At 66.1% G+C, this 16228-nt stretch carries 14 protein-coding genes; 11 read left to right on the top strand and 3 right to left on the bottom strand.

The window, feature by feature from the left end:
- Positions 1 to 29: 29 nt before the first annotated feature.
- Positions 30 to 1118, bottom strand: a complete 1089-nt coding sequence (locus ABD742_RS14630; protein WP_234753156.1) for a fatty acid desaturase family protein — start codon at positions 1116 to 1118, stop codon at positions 30 to 32.
- Between the two features lie 184 nt (positions 1119 to 1302).
- Here ABD742_RS14630 and argC point away from each other — a divergent pair, with 184 nt between their 5' ends.
- The 9 genes from argC to ABD742_RS14585 all read left to right on the top strand — a co-directional run bounded on the left by argC (position 1303) and on the right by ABD742_RS14585 (position 10924).
- Positions 1303 to 2334 carry an N-acetyl-gamma-glutamyl-phosphate reductase gene (gene argC, locus ABD742_RS14625; protein ID WP_234753157.1) on the top strand — a complete coding sequence of 344 codons (1032 nt, stop codon included), beginning with the start codon at positions 1303 to 1305 and terminating at the stop codon, positions 2332 to 2334.
- Complete coding sequence (argJ, locus tag ABD742_RS14620) at positions 2331 to 3497, top strand: bifunctional glutamate N-acetyltransferase/amino-acid acetyltransferase ArgJ (protein ID WP_234753158.1); 1167 nt, start codon at positions 2331 to 2333, stop codon at positions 3495 to 3497. Before argC ends, argJ begins: the two co-directional genes overlap by 4 nt.
- 12 nt (positions 3498 to 3509) lie before the next feature.
- Positions 3510 to 4454 (top strand): acetylglutamate kinase, encoded by a 945-nt coding sequence (gene argB / locus ABD742_RS14615; protein ID WP_234753159.1) that lies wholly within the window; start codon positions 3510 to 3512, stop codon positions 4452 to 4454.
- The gene (locus ABD742_RS14610) at positions 4451 to 5782 is read left to right on the top strand and encodes an acetylornithine transaminase (RefSeq protein WP_234753160.1); all 1332 of its coding nucleotides are present in this window, start codon (positions 4451 to 4453) and stop codon (positions 5780 to 5782) included. The genes argB and ABD742_RS14610 overlap by 4 nt, the downstream gene beginning before the upstream one ends.
- Complete coding sequence (gene argF / locus ABD742_RS14605) at positions 5779 to 6801, top strand: ornithine carbamoyltransferase (protein WP_234753161.1); 1023 nt, start codon at positions 5779 to 5781, stop codon at positions 6799 to 6801. Before ABD742_RS14610 ends, argF begins: the two co-directional genes overlap by 4 nt.
- Entirely contained in the window at positions 6801 to 7337 is a 537-nt protein-coding gene (locus ABD742_RS14600; protein WP_078105637.1) for an arginine repressor, read from the top strand. Before argF ends, ABD742_RS14600 begins: the two co-directional genes overlap by 1 nt.
- A 103-nt stretch (positions 7338 to 7440) precedes the next feature.
- Positions 7441 to 8646 carry an argininosuccinate synthase gene (locus ABD742_RS14595; RefSeq protein WP_234753162.1) on the top strand — a complete coding sequence of 402 codons (1206 nt, stop codon included), beginning with the start codon at positions 7441 to 7443 and terminating at the stop codon, positions 8644 to 8646.
- Positions 8646 to 10061 carry an argininosuccinate lyase gene (argH, locus tag ABD742_RS14590; RefSeq protein ID WP_234753163.1) on the top strand — a complete coding sequence of 472 codons (1416 nt, stop codon included), beginning with the start codon at positions 8646 to 8648 and terminating at the stop codon, positions 10059 to 10061. Before ABD742_RS14595 ends, argH begins: the two co-directional genes overlap by 1 nt.
- A 125-nt stretch (positions 10062 to 10186) precedes the next feature.
- Entirely contained in the window at positions 10187 to 10924 is a 738-nt protein-coding gene (locus ABD742_RS14585; RefSeq protein ID WP_234753164.1) for a maleylpyruvate isomerase family mycothiol-dependent enzyme, read from the top strand.
- Here the strand turns inward: ABD742_RS14585 and ABD742_RS14580 are convergent.
- The gene (locus ABD742_RS14580) at positions 10830 to 12395 is read right to left on the bottom strand and encodes an AlkA N-terminal domain-containing protein (RefSeq protein WP_234753165.1); all 1566 of its coding nucleotides are present in this window, start codon (positions 12393 to 12395) and stop codon (positions 10830 to 10832) included. The two genes, ABD742_RS14585 and ABD742_RS14580, sit on opposite strands and share 95 nt — an antisense overlap.
- A 94-nt stretch (positions 12396 to 12489) precedes the next feature.
- On the opposite strand from ABD742_RS14580, the gene ABD742_RS14575 reads away from it, so the two are divergent.
- Positions 12490 to 13140, top strand: a complete 651-nt coding sequence (locus ABD742_RS14575) for a DNA-3-methyladenine glycosylase (RefSeq protein ID WP_234753166.1) — start codon at positions 12490 to 12492, stop codon at positions 13138 to 13140.
- Positions 13141 to 13170: 30 nt separating this feature from the next.
- On the opposite strand, the gene ABD742_RS14570 is transcribed toward ABD742_RS14575, so the two are convergent.
- A complete protein-coding gene (locus ABD742_RS14570; RefSeq protein ID WP_234753167.1) occupies positions 13171 to 13806 on the bottom strand; it encodes a GNAT family N-acetyltransferase in 636 nt (211 codons plus the stop codon).
- Positions 13807 to 13964: 158 nt separating this feature from the next.
- On the opposite strand from ABD742_RS14570, the gene ABD742_RS14565 reads away from it, so the two are divergent.
- Entirely contained in the window at positions 13965 to 16193 is a 2229-nt protein-coding gene (locus ABD742_RS14565) for a helicase domain-containing protein (protein WP_234753168.1), read from the top strand.
- Positions 16194 to 16228: the final 35 nt, after the last annotated feature.

Genomic DNA, 16228 nt, shown 5'->3' with positions numbered 1-16228 from the left:
TAATGTGCCCGGGCGGTCTTCCGGGCGTGTCAGCCCCTGCCGTGCGCGGATGCAACAGGGCAGTCAAAGCCGCGGCCCGCGGCGAGTCCTACCTCATTGAGGTAGCGCACGACGATGGCGTACGACTGCATCAACGTGGTTTCGGTGTAGGCAATGGAGTGCTTCTCGCAGTAGCTTCGAACGATCTCCGAGGCGCGGCGCAAGTGGGGGCGGGCCATGTCGGGGAACAGGTGGTGTTCCGCCTGGTGGTTGAGGCCGCCCAGGAGGATGTTCATGAAGGGCCCGCCGGAGATGTTCCGGGCAGTCAGAATCTGGCGACGCAGGAAATCGACGCGCGAGTCGGTCGGCAGAACCGGCATGCCCTTGTGGTTCGGGGCGAAGGAAGCACCCATGTAGAAGCCGAACACCATGATCTGGACGCCCAGGAACGCAAATGCCATCCCAAGCGGCAGGAAGGTGAAGGCGAGGACCGGCAGTGCGAGAAGCCGTGCCAGAAGGATGGGGGTCTCTACCCAGCGGTGCTTGATGGCTCCGGGCCGGCAGATGTACATCAGCGACTCCCACTGCAGGCTGATGCCCAGCAGCATGAGGAGCGGGAAGAAGAACCAGCCTTGCCGGCGCGTGAGGAACGCGAAGCGTCCCTGCCTGCCTGCGGCGGCTTCAACGTGGAAGGCCAAGGCTCCGGTCTTGATGTCCGGGTCCTTGGAAATCACGTTCGGATTGTTGTGGTGTGCGCCGTGCTTCTGTTCCCACCAGGAGTAACTGATGCCGGCAACCGAAGTGGCCAGGATGCGGGCGGACCAGTCATTGGCCCTGCGGGAGGCAAAAATCTGGCGGTGGCCGGCCTCATGGGCCAGGAAGCTCAACTGGGTGCAAAGGATGCCCAGGGCAGCGGCGATGAGAAGCTGGTACCAGCTGTGGCCGATCAGCGCGAAGCCGAACCAGGTACCGGTCAGCAGGAGGACCAAAGCAGCAAAAACGCTGATATAAAAGCCGACGCGGCGCTTCAAAAGCCCTTCCGCGCGGACGGTCTTGAGGAGCTCGGAGTAGCTGAGGACGACGGCGTTGGGCGGCCGGACGCCCTTAGTGGGACGTTCCGTGGTGGAAGTCGGTGACATATGCAGTTGCCCCGTAACAAATAGCGGGCAACGCTGCAACCGACGATCGGCTGCACGGTCTAGATCACCCTCTATTCAGCATACGCCCCCAAAGCGCCGTGCCGGGATGTGCCCTCGATGGGCGCTTCGAAAAGGCGTGCATAAATATCGGCAACCATGAATAGTTTTGCTGTATAGTCGTGCCATGACTATTTCTGTTGCCGTCTCCGGTGCCAGTGGCTATGCCGGGGGAGAGGTGCTGCGCCTCCTGGCAGGCCATCCGGACGTCACCATCGGTGCCATCACTGCGCACAGCAATGCCGGTTCCAGACTAGGGGAGTTGCAGCCGCATCTCCATGGTTTGGCCAGCCGGATTCTCGAGGACACCAGCGTGGAAAACCTCGCCGGGCACGATGTGGTGTTCCTGGCGCTCCCGCACGGAGCTTCCGCCGGGATCGCGGCACAGTTGCCGGAAGGCACGCTAGTGATCGACGCCGGCGCGGACCACCGGCTCGAAGACCCAGCGGCATGGGAAAAGTTCTATGGCTCGGAGCATGCAGGGACCTGGCCTTACGGGCTGCCGGAACTACCCGGCCAGCGCGACGCCCTGAAGGGGGCGAAACGGATTGCCGTGCCCGGCTGCTACCCGACGTCGGCCCTCCTCGCCCTCACGCCCGGCTTCGCCAACAAGCTTCTCCAGCCGGACGACGTCGTCATTGTTTCCGCCTCCGGCACCTCGGGCGCCGGCAAGGCGGCCAAGGTGAACCTCATCGGTTCCGAGGTCATGGGCTCCATGAGTCCCTATGGCGTGGGCGGCGGACACCGCCACACCCCCGAGATCGAACAAGGACTTTCCAACGCCGCCGGTGAACCGGTCACCGTGTCCTTCACTCCTACCCTCGCGCCCATGAGCCGCGGCATCCTGACCACGGCAACGGCCAAGGTCAAAGCCGGCGTCACCGCTGCCGAACTCCGCAGTGCCTGGGCTGAAGCGTACGACGACGAACCGTTCGTCCACCTGTTGCCCGAAGGCCAGTGGCCCACCACCAAATCGGTGCAGGGTTCCAACCATGCCGTCATGCAGCTGGCTTTCGACGGGCACTCCGGCCGCGTGGTTGTCACGTGCGCCATCGATAACCTGACCAAAGGGACCGCCGGCGGCGCTGTGCAGTCCATGAATATTGCCCTCGGCCTGGACGAATCCGCCGGCCTCAACGTCCAAGGAGTTGCCCCGTGACCATCACCGCCCCCCAGGGATTCCGGGCCGCCGGCGTCAAAGCCGGCATCAAGGCATCGGGCAATCCCGACCTCGCCCTGGTTGTCAACGACGGCCCCCTGAAAGCAGCAGCAGCCGTTTTCACGTCCAACCGCGTCGCCGCGGCTCCCGTGCACTGGTCCCGCCAGGTTCTCTCCGACGGGCGCGTTGACGCGGTCGTGCTGAATTCCGGCGGCGCCAACGCGTGCACCGGTCCGCAGGGATTCCAAAATACGCACGCTACGGCCGAGAAAGTGGCGGCCGTCCTCGGGATCTCCGCCTCCGACGTCGTGGTCTGCTCAACCGGCCTCATCGGTGAGCAACTGCCCATGGACAAAATCATCCCGGGCATCGACGCAGCGTTCGCGGAGCTCTCCGAGAACGGCGGTCCCGCGGCCGCCACGGCGATCATGACCACGGACAGCGTGGCGAAGGAAGCAGTCTTCACCGGCACCGATGCCGCAGGCAACACGTTCACGGTCGGGGGCATCGCGAAGGGCGCCGGCATGCTGGCACCGGGCCTCGCAACCATGCTGGTCGTGCTCACCACTGATGCCCAGGTCCCGGCGGAAGAGCTCGACGTCGTGCTCCGCGACGCCACGCGCGTCACCTTCGACCGCGCGGACTCGGACGGTTGCATGTCCACCAACGACACTGTCGTCCTGCTGGCCTCCGGGGCCTCTGAGGCCATCCCGTCCGCCGAGCAGCTTGGTGCCGGAATCACCCAGGTCTGCGCCGAGCTTGCCCGCAAGCTGATCGGCGACGCCGAAGGCGCCAGCCACGACATCGCCATCCGCACGTTCAACGCAGCGAGCGAGCGCGACGCCGAAATCGTCAGCCGTTCCGTGGCCCGCTCCAACCTCTTCAAGACCGCCATCTTCGGCAAGGACCCCAACTGGGGCCGCGTCCTGTCCTCGGTGGGCACCACGGACGCCGTCTTCGAGCCGGACCAGCTCAACGTCTCCATGAACGGCATCCAGATCTGCCGCAACGGCAGCATCGGCGACGACCGCAATCTGGTTGATCTCGAGCCCCGCGAGGTGCTCGTGGAAATCGACCTGCAGGCCGGCGACGCCGAGGCCACCATCTGGACCAACGACCTCACGCACGAGTACGTGCATGAGAACAGCGCCTACTCGAGCTAGACGGGGATGACCATGACTGCGCACACCCGCGAAAATACGTCGATGAGCGATGCCCAGGACAAGGCGGCCACCCTGATCGAGGCGCTGCCGTGGATCCAGCGCTTCGCCGGCACCACCATGGTGATCAAGTACGGCGGCAATGCCATGGTCAACGAGGAACTCCGACGCGCCTTCGCCGAGGACATCGTCTTCCTGCACCACGTGGGCATCCACCCCGTTGTCGTGCACGGCGGCGGCCCGCAGATCAACTCCATGCTGGGCCGGCTAGGCATCGAGTCCGAATTCAAGGGCGGCCTGCGCGTCACCACCCCCGAGGCCATGGACGTGGTCCGCATGGTGCTCACCGGACAAGTAGGCCGCGAACTCGTGGGCCTCATCAACTCCCACGGACCCTACGCCGTCGGCATGTCCGGTGAAGACGGCGGACTCCTGCGTGCCGTACGCGCCGGCACCGTGGTGGACGGGGAAGAAGTGGACCTGGGCCTGGTGGGCGAAGTGGTGGGTGTTGATCCCACGGGTATCGAGGACATCCTCGACGCCGGCCGCATCCCGGTGATTTCCACGGTTGCCCCCGAGATCCTTGACGAAGGGGACGGCACGGGCTCTACTACGGGGCAGGTCCTTAACGTCAACGCGGACACCGCGGCTGCGGCGGTTGCCTCAGCGCTGGGCGCATCCAAGCTCGTCATCCTGACCGACGTCGAGGGTCTCTACGCCAACTGGCCGGACAAGTCCTCGCTCATCTCCTCGCTGACGGCCACGGAGTTGCGGGAGATGTTGCCGCGCCTGGAGTCCGGCATGATCCCGAAAATGGCCGCCTGTTTGAAGGCCATCGATGAAGGAGTGGAGCGGGCGCACATCGTGGATGGCCGCCTGCCGCACTCCATGCTCCTGGAAACCTTTACGACCGCGGGCATCGGAACCCAGGTTGTCCCCGACGAGGAAGTGAACTCATGACCGCCAACGAAGCAGAACTGGTCGAAACGCCCGCAAACGCTATAGCTGGGCACAGCACGGGAGCCGACTGGCTGGCCCGCTATTCGTCTTCGCTCATGGGCGTCTTCGGCACTCCGCAGCGGGTCCTGGTCCGTGGTGCAGGGGCCCTTGTGTGGGATGCCGACGGCAAGGAATACCTTGACCTCCTGGGGGGCATCGCCGTCAACGCCCTGGGCCACGCCCACCCGTTCGTCACCTCGGTCATTGCGAGCCAGCTGGCCACCTTGGGCCACGTCTCCAATTTCTTCACGAGCCCCACGCAGATCGCCCTCGCCGAGAAACTGCTGGCCATCACCAAGGCTCCTGCCGGATCCAAGGTGTTCTTCGCGAACTCCGGCACCGAGGCCAACGAAGCTGCGTTCAAGCTGGCACGCCGCAACAGCGAAGCGCCTGCCGGTGCCAAGTCAGCCAAGCGCACGAAGATCATTGCCCTTGAAGGTGCCTTCCACGGCCGCACGATGGGTGCGTTGGCGCTGACCGCCAAGGAAGCGTACCGGGCGCCATTCGAGCCGCTGCCCGGCGGCGTCGTCCACCTTCCTTTCGGCGACATCGAGGCCCTCCGTGCCGCCGTCGACGAAACCACGGCCGCAGTGTTCCTCGAGCCCATCCAGGGCGAAGCGGGCGTCCGCCCGCTCAGCGTCGAGTACTTGCGGGCGGCCCGCGAAGCCACCACCGCCGTCGGCGCGCTCCTGATCCTGGACGAGGTCCAGACCGGCATCGGCCGGACAGGAAAATGGCTGGCGAGCGAAGACGCCGGAATCGTCCCCGACGCCGTGACCCTCGCCAAGGGCCTGGGCGGAGGCTTCCCGGTCGGCGCGCTCATCACTTTCGGCGAGCCGACGTCGTCGCTCCTGACGGCAGGCCAGCACGGCACCACGTTCGGCGGGAACCCGGTGGCCACGGCCGCCGCACTCGCCACCCTGCATGCCATCGAAAACCAGGGCGTGCTGGCGAACGTGCTCAACGTCGGCGCTCGCCTGCGGGCAGGACTGTCCGACGTCGACGCCGTCACCGAAGTGCGGGGCGAAGGCCTCCTGATCGGTTTCGACCTTGACGCCGACATCGCTCCAGCCATGGTGACCGCCGCGCTCGACGCAGGCTTCATCATCAACAGCCCCGGCCCGCGCACCATCCGGCTGGCTCCGCCGCTCATCCTGACCGCCGAGCAAGCCGACAGTTTCCTCGACGCGCTGCCCGGCATCATCAAGGCTGCGGCAGCCCAGACCGCTGCACCCCTGAACGCTGCACCCCTGAACGCTGCACCCCTGAACGCTAAGGACGCACAGTGAACACCGCCACACGTCACTTCCTCAAGGACACGGACCTCACTCCGGCCGAGCAAGCCGAAGTGCTCGAGCTCGCAGTACGGATGAAAGCCGCTCCGTACAGCGTCCAACCGTTTGCAGCTGCCGGCAATGGGCGCAAGACCGTCGCCGTCATCTTCGACAAGACCTCCACCCGTACCCGCGTGTCCTTCGCCACCGGCATCGCCGACATGGGTGGCAACGCGCTCATCATCAATCCGGGCGAGGCGCAGATCGGCCACAAGGAGTCGGTGGAGGACACGGCGAAGGTCCTCGAACGCATGGTCTCCACCATCGTGTGGCGCACTTCGGCGCACTCCGGCCTCGTAGCCATGGCCGAAAACTCCAGAGTTCCCGTCATCAATGCCCTGTGCGATGACTACCACCCCTGCCAGTTGCTGGCAGACCTCCTGGCAGTCAAAGAGCACAAGGGCGAACTCAAGGGCCTCACCATGGCCTACCTGGGCGACGCCGCGAACAACATGGCCAACTCCTACCTGCTGGCGGGCGTCACGGCGGGAATGCACGTCAGGATCTCGGGTCCGGAAGGCTACCTGCCGGCCGCCGACATCGTTGCGGCAGCGGAAGAACGCGCCGCCGAGACCGGCGGTTCCGTGCTCATCACCGCCGACGCCACGGAAGCCCTCCGTGGTGCCGACGTCGTCGCTACCGATACCTGGGTGTCCATGGGCCAGGAAGCCGAAAAAGAAGCCCGCATGCAGCTCTTCCGCGAGTACTCGGTGGACGAGGCCGCCATGGCACACGCCGCACCGGACGCCGTCGTGCTCCACTGCCTGCCCGCCTACCGAGGCTATGAAATCTCCGCCGGTGTGATCGACGGGCCCCAGTCCATCGTCTGGGACGAGGCCGAGAACCGCTTGCACGCCCAGAAGGCGCTCATGGCCTGGCTGATGCACAGGTCGGGACTCGCATTCGTCGACGGGCTTTCCCCCGTTGAAGGTACCGTTCCTCCCGGAAAAAGCGCTGCGGAGAGCACGTTCTAGTGTCCACTCATCCTGCGTCGCAAGGCGCCAGCCCCGCCACCAAGACTGCCCGGCAGGCGCGGATCACCGCGATCCTGACGGGTCAGTCGGTGCGCTCGCAGGCTGAGCTCGCGGCCTTGCTGGCGGACGACGGCGTGCAGGTCACCCAGGCGACCCTCTCCCGGGACTTGGTGGAACTGGGGGCGGTCCGCGTGCGCGGCAAGGACGGTGCACTGGTCTACGCGGTGCCCGGCGAGGGCGGTGACCGCAATGCGAAGAGCGGTGTCACCCAGGAAATCCTGGACGCGCGCCTGTCGCGCCTCTGCGGCGAGCTACTGGTCACCGCCGAGGCTTCGGGCAATATCGTGGTGCTGCGGACCCCGCCGGGTGCCGCCAACTTCCTCGCCTTGGCCATCGACCACTCGGTGATGCCGTCTGTATTGGGTACGATCGCAGGCGACGACACCTTGCTTTTGGTTGCCAGGGATCCCGACGGCGGCGCTGAGCTGGCAGCCCGATTCCTCCAGCTGGCCCAGGAAGCCGGACCGGGGAACTAGTCCAGACCGGCAACTGAATCATTCCGGCCTGTTCCACCCGGGCCTTCGGCCCGACCCAAGCATTTGACTCAAAAGAACCAAGCAACAACAAAGGAGCACTCTCGTGACTGAGCGCATTGTTCTGGCCTACTCCGGTGGCCTTGATACTTCCGTAGCCATCGGCTGGATCGGTGAAGCCACCGGGGCCGAGGTCATCGCCGTGGCCGTCGACGTCGGACAGGGCGGCGAGTCGCTGGAGACCATCCGCCAGCGCGCCCTCGGCTGCGGTGCCGTCGAGGCCTACGTGGCCGACGCCCGCGACGAATTCGCCAACGAATACGCCATGCCCACGCTGAAGGCCAACGCCCTCTACCAGGGCCACTACCCGCTGGTTTCGGCGATTTCGCGTCCCGTGATCGTCAAGCACCTCGTCAAGGCCGCCCGCGAATTCGGTGCCACCACCGTTGCGCACGGTTGCACGGGCAAGGGTAACGACCAGGTCCGCTTCGAGGTCGGCATCCAGACTCTGGGCCCGGACTTGAAGTGCATCGCACCCGTCCGCGACCTCGCCCTGACCCGCGACAAGGCCATCGCCTTCGCCGAGGAAAAGGGACTGCCGATCGAGACCACCAAGAAGAACCCGTACTCGATCGACCAGAACGTCTGGGGACGCGCCGTCGAAACCGGCTACCTCGAGGACATCTGGAACGCTCCCACCAAGGACATCTACGACTACACGGCCACCCCGGAATTCCCGCCGGCAGCGGACGAAGTCACCATCACCTTCGAAGCCGGTGTCCCGGTAGCCATTGACGGCGTCAAGCACACTCCGCTCCAGGTCATCCAGGAACTGAACCGCCGCGCCGGTGCCCAGGGCGTTGGCCGCATCGACGTCGTCGAGGACCGCCTGGTCGGCATCAAGTCGCGCGAAATCTACGAGGCTCCGGGCGCCATGGCCCTCATCACCGCCCACAAGCACCTCGAGGACGTCACCATCGAGCGCGAGCAGGCCCGCTTCAAGGCCACGGTCGGCCAGCGCTGGTCCGAGCTGGTCTACGACGGCCAGTGGTTCTCCCCGCTCAAGCGCTCCTTGGACGCTTTCATCGAGGACACCCAGAAGTACGTCTCCGGCGACATCCGCATGGTCCTTCACGGCGGCCAGGCCATCGTCAACGGCCGCCGCTCCGACACCTCGCTCTACGACTTCGACCTCGCCACCTACGACACCGGCGACACCTTCGACCAGTCGCAGGCCAAGGGTTTCATTGAGCTGTGGGGGATGTCCTCCAAGGTCGCTGCAGGCCGCGACCTGCGGGTTTCGGGCCAGTAATGACGTCGGCAACAAATGAAGGCGCATTGTGGGGCGGCCGGTTCGCCGGCGGCCCCGCGGATGCGCTTGCCGCACTGAGCAAGTCCACTCACTTTGACTGGCGGCTGGCCCGCTACGACATCGCCGGCTCCAAGGCGCATGCCCGCGTGCTGCACAAGGCCGGGCTGCTGGACGACGCCGAACTCGAAGGCATGCTCGCGGCACTCACCCTGCTGGATGACGACGTCGCGAGCGGCGCCTACCAGCCCGCCGAGAGCGATGAGGACGTCCACGGTTCCCTCGAACGCGGGCTCATTGAGCGCGCGGGAACCCACCTGGGCGGCAAGCTCCGGGCCGGGCGTTCGCGCAACGACCAGGTGGCCACGTTGGGCCGCATGTTCCTGCGCGACCACGCCCGCATCATCGCCCGCGGTGTGCTCGCCACGATCGACGCCCTCGTTGAGCAGGCCAAGGCACACAAGGGCGTTGCCATGCCTGGACGGACGCACCTGCAGCATGCCCAGCCTGTCCTGTTGAGCCACCACCTGCTGGCCCACGCCTGGGCACTGTTGCGCGACGTGCAGAGGTTCCAGGACTGGGACAAGCGCGCCGGTGTCTCGCCGTACGGTTCCGGTGCCTTGGCCGGTTCCTCGCTCGGCCTGGATCCCGAGGCAGTCGCCGCGGATCTCGGGTTCTTCTCGGCGGTCCACAACTCGATCGACGGCACCGCCTCGCGCGATGTCTTCGCCGAGTTCGCATGGATCTGCTCGATGATCGGCATCGACCTGTCGCGGGTCTCCGAGGAAATCATTCTGTGGGCTACGAAGGAGTTCTCCTTCGTGACGCTCCATGATTCGTACTCCACGGGGTCTTCGATCATGCCGCAGAAGAAGAACCCGGATGTTGCCGAACTCGCCCGCGGCAAGGCGGGGCGCCTCATTGGCAACCTGGCCGGCCTGTTGGCAACGCTCAAGGGCCTGCCGCTCGCGTACAACCGCGATCTGCAGGAAGACAAGGAACCGGTTTTCGACGCCGCGGACACTTTGGAAGTGCTGCTCCCGGCCGTGTCCGGCATGATTGCCACGCTCACCTTCAACACCGAGCGCATGGCTTCCCTGGCACCACAGGGCTTCGCGCTGGCCACGGACATCGCCGAGTGGCTTGTCCGCCAGGGCGTGCCGTTCCGGGAGGCACACGAGCTCTCCGGTGCCGCGGTGAAGCTGGCTGAAGGGCGCAGCGTTGAGCTGTGGGACCTGACGGACGAAGAGTACGCGAGCATTTCGGAGCACCTGACCCCCGAGGTCCGCACTGTGCTCAGCACCGAAGGTTCGCTCAACAGCCGCAACTCACAGGGCGGAACGGCCCCGGCCGCCGTCGAGCGCCAACTGCTTGCCCTCGAAGCGGAACTCGCCGCGGTACGGGGCTACGCGGGGTAAGCAGAAAGGGCTCACGCCGGTGGGCATCTCGCGGCAGTGTTTTTCGCAAACGCTGCCACGAAATGCCCGCCGGTGTCAGTTAATCCTCGTTAACATGCGTTAACTCTGTCGGATACTATGGCGCTATGACCGAGATCACTACCGCAGCGCTTCTTGCCGAGCTCCACAAAGCAGCCGGCACTGTCACCGACGTCGTCGCCAAACTCGACGACGCCGATGTTGCGGCTCCCTCCGAGCTGCCCGGGTGGACCCGCGGCCACGTGCTGGCTCACATTGCCGGCATCTCGAACGCCATGGCCCGCCAACTGGAATACGCCGCCCGCGGCGAGACCATCGACATCTACGACGGCGGCTACGAGGGCCGTACGAAGGCCATTGAGCTGGCGGCGAGCCACAGCCACGCTGAACACCGTGCCGCCACGGACGCGGCCCTGACCCGGGTTCTGAGGGCCTTCGACGGACTCGTGGAGTCCGGCTGGAACACCCGGATCAGCTACCGGGATGGAACAGTGCTTGACGGCGGTTTGGCCCTTTGGCGCGAGCTGGTCATCCACGTCTCGGATCTGGGAACAGGCCGCGGCCCGGAGACCTGGAGCCGGCAATTCTGCGAGCATCTCTTCGATTTCCTCTCGGCCCGTGTTCCGACGGACCAGAAATTCGTGCTTCAGCCTTTGGGGCTTCCGCAGCTCGTCATCGGATCGGGCCGGCAGTCCGTCGCGATCAACGGCATGATCACGGATATCGCGGCCTGGCTCGCCGGGCGGACGCCTAACCTGGGGAGCCTGCGGGCCTCTGCCGACGCGGACGGTGTTGACTTGCCGGAACTTCTCCCGTGGCCATCGAGCGTTCCCGCGGCGCATTAGCGCTGCCGCGTTTGCTTGCCGCTGCCCGCCACAGGTGCATCGTGGCGTAGGAACGCCACGGGCTGACGTTCCGGAAGTCGGCAGGCAGGCCTTCCGCGGCCGCTAGGTTCTTGAGGCCGTTCCGAACCGCGGCATCGTTGGCAAGGAAAACGTCCGGATCGCCGATGACCCTCATCGCCACGTAGCCCACGGTCCACGGTCCGACGCCGGGCAGCGGCAACAGCTTTTCCGCCAGCGTGTGGCGGTCATCGCCGTAGTCAAAGTCGAGCTCCCCGCCGGCCATGGCTGCTGCTGCGGCCAGCACGGAGTCTATGCGGCGCTGTGGGCCCCTCAGTAGTTCCCAGCCCGAGTGGGCGATCTCCTCGGCCGTGGGAAACAGACGATCCAGGCCCAGTGCGTGTCCTGCGTGCCCTTCCGGCAGGCGGGTTCCAGCGTCGGAAAGTTGGGTCAACGCCGTGTGGGCGGCGGCTACTGTGATTTGCTGGCCGATTATCGCGCGGACGAGGAGCTCCTGGGGATCCACGGCGCCGGGGACCCTGATCCCGGGCGTATCGCCAACTGATGGGCCGAGCCTGGCATCGGAGGCCAACGCCTCGTCCACGGCGACGGGATCGGCGTCGAGATCGAACAATCGCCGCACCCGGCTTAGGAGCACGGGAAGATCGTGGAGATCCAGGGTGCTGGCGGCGAGGGTCAGCGCGCCGCCGCGCGCCCCGGCGTCGTACTCCACCGTGAACGCCGCATTGCCGTGGGGCAAGCGGAGGGTTCGCGTATAGCTGCTGGAGTTCGCCAGCTCGACGCCGGGAACCGCGCGGGCCGCGAGGAAATCGAAAATCCCCGTGTCGAAAGGCTCCCGGTGCGGGAGGGCGAGCGTCAGGGACGTCGCCTCGCCCTGCCTGCCGTGATGGCCCAAGGGCTTCGCGGTGGCCCGGAGCGCTGTAGGAGTCAGGGCGAAGACTTCGTTGATGGTGTCGTTGAACTGGCGGACACTGTTGAACCCGGCAGCGAACGCCACGTCCGAGAGTTTCATCGAGGTCGAGACCAAGAGCGTCCTGGCCGTCTGCGCGCGGCTGGCCCGCGCCAAGGACAGCGGCCCGGCACCGAGTTCGTGGCTGAGGATCCTGTTGAGCTGGCGGGAAGAGTAGCCCAGCCTGGTCGCGAGTCCTTCGACGCCCACCCGGGAAATCGCGCCGTCGTTGATGAGCCGCATCGCCCTGCCGGCGACGTCCGAGCGGAGGTTCCACGCAGGCGTGCCCGGAACCGCCTCCGGGAGGCATCGTTTGCACGCTCTGTACCCGGCCTCGTGCGCCGCGGCCGAGGTTTCGTAGAACGTCACGTTTTCGGCCTTGGGTGTCCGTGCCGGGCACGACGGCCGGCAGTAGATGCCCGTCGAGCGGACGGCGGTGAAGAACTGGCCGTCGAACCGGGGATCCCGCGCATCGATTGCACGGTAGCGTTGCCAAAAGTCCATGGCTTCATCCTTTCAGCACCGGCAGGCTCTTCCTAGCGGAAATCGGACATTGCCGGCGGCGGATCCAGTCGGCGGTTTTTGCTAGGGTCTGGGCATGACAACGCAGAGCCAATCCACGGAGGCCATCCGGGCCATTCTTTCCGGAGATCCGCGGGACGTCGCCCCTTTGCTCCTCGGCGCCGTGCTGAGCCACCGGACTCCTGAGGGCACGGTGTCCGTGCGGCTCAGCGAGGTGGAAGCGTATCTGGGTCCGCGGGGCTCGGCCCATCCCGATCCTGGCTCCCATACCTTTGGCGGCCCCACCGCCCGGAACGCACCCATGTTCGGTCCGGCAGGCCACCTGTACGTCTACTTCACGTATGGCATGCACTATTGCGCCAACATTGTCTGCGGTCCCGACGGCGTTGCGTCCGCGCTGCTGTTGCGGGCAGGGGAGGTGGTAGCCGGGCAAGCCCTGGCACAGTCCCGCCGTCCGGCGTCGAAGTCGCTGACCGACCTCGCCAGCGGGCCGGCGCGGCTTGCCTCCGCTATGGGGCTGACCACGGCGGACAGCGGCCGCGATGCCCTGGCCGAGCCGTTCGGCCTCGAACTTCCGGTCACGCCGGCGGCCCCATCAGCGGTCGCGAGCGGTCTCCGCGTAGGAGTATCAGGCGACGGCGGTTCCACCGACTACCCGTGGCGGTTTTGGCTCGACGGGGACCCTACGGTGTCCCGCTACAAGCCGGGCCGCAGCCGCGCCGTCTAGGAGCCTTTGTAGGAGCCCTGGGCGGAATCCTCAAGCGGCGTGTTCGGTCCGGGTCGGTTCGGCGACATACGCACAGTGGTTGTCGGGCACTTCGAAGGGCGCCAGGCGGCCAAGCAAGGACTCGCGCACGTGGGGCCATTCGTCGCGCAGGATCGAGAAAACGGCGGTATCGCAACGGCTGCCGTCAGGAGCGAAGCGGTGCCCGCGGAGCGTGCCCTCGTAACTGGCCCCGAGCCGCTGAATGGCCGAGGCGCTGCGCGTATTGCGGGCATCGCAGCGGAACGCAACCCGGTGGACGTCCAGCACATCGAAGGAGTAGGCCAGCAGCAGTTGCTTCGCGGCCGGATTCACATGGCTACCCCAGAACGGGCGCCCGTAAAAAGTGCCGCCGATTTCCAAGCGCTGCTGGCGGGGACTGTACTCGCACAGGGAGGAGGTTCCGAGCAGGGCTCCAGTCCGCTGCTCGACGACGGCGAACGGTATGGTTGCCGGATCTTCGAGGCGGGCCGCGAAGAGTTCGGCCAGTTCCGCGGCGCTCAAAGGCTGCTCAGCGGCCATGCCGGACCACATCCCGGAGTCCACAAAATCGAAGAGCGGACCGGCATGTGCGGAGGAGAGTGGGACCAGGCTGATGCCGTGTCGCGTAAGGGCAACGTCGTGCTGCATTGCAGCATTGAAGCACCACTGGGTGCGGATGGAAAAGCTCAGGAGGTTAGCGCAGGGTGAACATTGTGTGACGCACCGGCGTGCGGGCAGTTTCACACGCGTCAAGCAAAACCGCTGTAGAATGGACGGTCCGTCTTTTTCGATAGGGGAACGTTTCGATGCACGACGCTGATTTGATCCACGAGCGGGAGTACGTGGCCGGTCTCTACTCGCGCCTGGATGAGCTGCGGGAGGAAAAGCGCCAACAGCTGGCGCAGGTCCGGCGCGCCGGAGCGGTGGGCACCATGCAGAACGTTTCCGAAAGGGACGCCTTCGCGGCACTGTACGAGGACCGCCTCGCCCAGCTCGACGCCGTCGACGACCGTCTCGTGTTCGGGCGCCTTGACCTGGACACCGGAGAGGCGCAGTACATCGGGCGCATCGGACTGTCCACGGCGGATCTCCAGCGGCTTATGGTCGACTGGCGCGCCCCGGAAGCCGGCCACTTCTACCAGGCGACCGCCTTCGACCGGCAGGGCGTCCGCCGTCGTCGTCACCTGATCCTGCAAGGCCGCGAGGTCAAGGCGATCGAAGACGATGTCCTGGATGCCAGCATGCTGGCGGACAACGCCTCGCTCCAGGGTGAGGGCGCACTCCTTGCCGCCCTGAATTCCAAGCGCACCGGCCGCATGTCGGACATCGTCGGCACCATCCAGTCCGAGCAGGACCGGATCATCCGTTCGTCCATGTCGGGCGCCTTGGTTGTCCAAGGCGGTCCCGGTACCGGCAAGACGGCCGTCGCGCTCCACCGCGCCGCCTACCTGCTGTACACCCACCGTGACCGCCTGAAGTCCGCGGGCGTGCTGCTCGTTGGGCCTTCGTCGTCGTTCATGCACTACATCGAGCGGGTCCTGCCTTCCCTCGGCGAGACCGGCGTCGTCATGGCGAGCCTGGGCCGCCTCATGCCGGGTATCCATGCCGTCCCGGAAGCGGATCCCGACGTCGCAGCGCTCAAGGGCAAGCTGAACATGGCAGAGGTCGTTGCCAATGCCGTGGCCAACCGGCAGCGGACTCCCGCCGAGGACCGCATCCTCGAGGTCGATTCCCGCAAGCTCACGCTGTCCGTGCGGCAAGTCCGCCGCGCCCGGGACAGGGCACGCGCCACAGGCAAGCCGCACAACGAAGCACGCGTGACGTTCGTGAAGATCCTGCTGCGCGAACTCACGGAGCAGCTGACCGAGATTGTCGAGGAATCGAACATCGGCAACAATGCCGACCGTTCCTACCTCGCCGAAGACGTCCGCTCGGCACGCGATGTCAGGATCGTCCTGAACCTGTGCTGGATGCCCATGACGCCCGAGAAGCTCGTTTCCGAGCTCTTCAGCAAGCCGGCCATCCTGGAAGCCTGCACCCCGCACCTCACACCGGCACAGCGTGCCCTCTTGCTCCGCCCCGCGGATGCGCCGTGGACCGAAGCCGATGTTCCGCTGCTCGACGAGGCGGCTGAGCTCCTCGGCGAGCTGGATCCTGCCGCGGGCAGGGGACTGGCACAGCAAGAGCACGACCGTGCCCGCGACATCGCCAACGCCAAGCAGACCCTGGTCAACATGGAGGCCATGGGCGTCGACGTGTTGATGACGGCCGAGGAACTGGCGGACCAGAACCAGGAACGCGAAACGCGACTGACAGCGGCAGAACGGGCCACGAGCGACCGTTCGTGGGCGTTCGGACACATTGTGGTTGACGAAGCCCAGGAACTCTCGCCCATGCAGTGGCGGCTTTTGGTCCGCCGCTGCCCGTTGAAGTCCTTCACGATCGTCGGCGATATCGCCCAGACGAGTTCCTCTGCCGGTGCGAATTCCTGGCAAAGTGCCCTCGCGCCGTCGTTCGGGGACCGCTGGCAGCTCGAAGAACTCACCGTCAACTACCGCACCCCCTCGCAGATCGCCGAAGCGGCAGTCCGCATGGCGAACCGCGCAGGGCTGGTTGTTTCGGCTCCCAAAGCCGTGCGTGAAGGCAAATGGTCGCCCATCGTGGACCGCGTCGACGAAGCGGGGATGGTGGACCGGCTCGTCGAGGTCCTTCCGGAAGAACTGGAAGCGATCGACGGCGGCCTCCTCGCCGTGATCGCCGACGGCGCCCTCCTGCCTCGGGCTGCAGCCGCCCTCCGTGGCGTGTATGGCCACCGCGTGGGCACCGGAGCGGGCAGCTACTCCCAGGACATCGTGGTCATCAGCCCCAAGGAAGCCAAGGGCCTCGAGTTCGATGGGGTCGTTGTTCTTGAGCCTGCTGCCATGCTGAACCACGAACACGGGAAGGTGGGCGATCTCTACGTCGCCATGACCCGTCCGACGCAGCGGCTGCGCCTCATCACCGCCGCACCGTTGCCTGCGGGTATCGAGCGCTGAGCCACGCAAGCAAGCCCAACGGCAATCCTGCTAAC

The sequence above is a fragment of the Arthrobacter ramosus genome, from assembly GCF_039535095.1.
GTDB lineage: Bacteria > Actinomycetota > Actinomycetes > Actinomycetales > Micrococcaceae > Arthrobacter > Arthrobacter ramosus.
The sequence above is the reverse complement of the archived record's forward strand: the minus strand, read 5'-3'. Positions and strand labels throughout refer to the sequence as shown.

Coding starts and splice junctions, on each gene's coding strand:
- ABD742_RS14630 (WP_234753156.1), bottom strand. CDS start 1,118: ATGTCACCGACTTCCACCACGGAACGTCCCACTAAGGGCGTCCGGCCG.
- argC (WP_234753157.1), top strand. CDS start 1,303: ATGACTATTTCTGTTGCCGTCTCCGGTGCCAGTGGCTATGCCGGGGGA.
- argB (WP_234753159.1), top strand. CDS start 3,510: ATGACTGCGCACACCCGCGAAAATACGTCGATGAGCGATGCCCAGGAC.
- ABD742_RS14610 (WP_234753160.1), top strand. CDS start 4,451: ATGACCGCCAACGAAGCAGAACTGGTCGAAACGCCCGCAAACGCTATA.
- argH (WP_234753163.1), top strand. CDS start 8,646: ATGACGTCGGCAACAAATGAAGGCGCATTGTGGGGCGGCCGGTTCGCC.
- ABD742_RS14585 (WP_234753164.1), top strand. CDS start 10,187: ATGACCGAGATCACTACCGCAGCGCTTCTTGCCGAGCTCCACAAAGCA.
- ABD742_RS14580 (WP_234753165.1), bottom strand. CDS start 12,395: ATGGACTTTTGGCAACGCTACCGTGCAATCGATGCGCGGGATCCCCGG.
- ABD742_RS14575 (WP_234753166.1), top strand. CDS start 12,490: ATGACAACGCAGAGCCAATCCACGGAGGCCATCCGGGCCATTCTTTCC.
- ABD742_RS14570 (WP_234753167.1), bottom strand. CDS start 13,806: ATGCAGCACGACGTTGCCCTTACGCGACACGGCATCAGCCTGGTCCCA.
- ABD742_RS14565 (WP_234753168.1), top strand. CDS start 13,965: ATGCACGACGCTGATTTGATCCACGAGCGGGAGTACGTGGCCGGTCTC.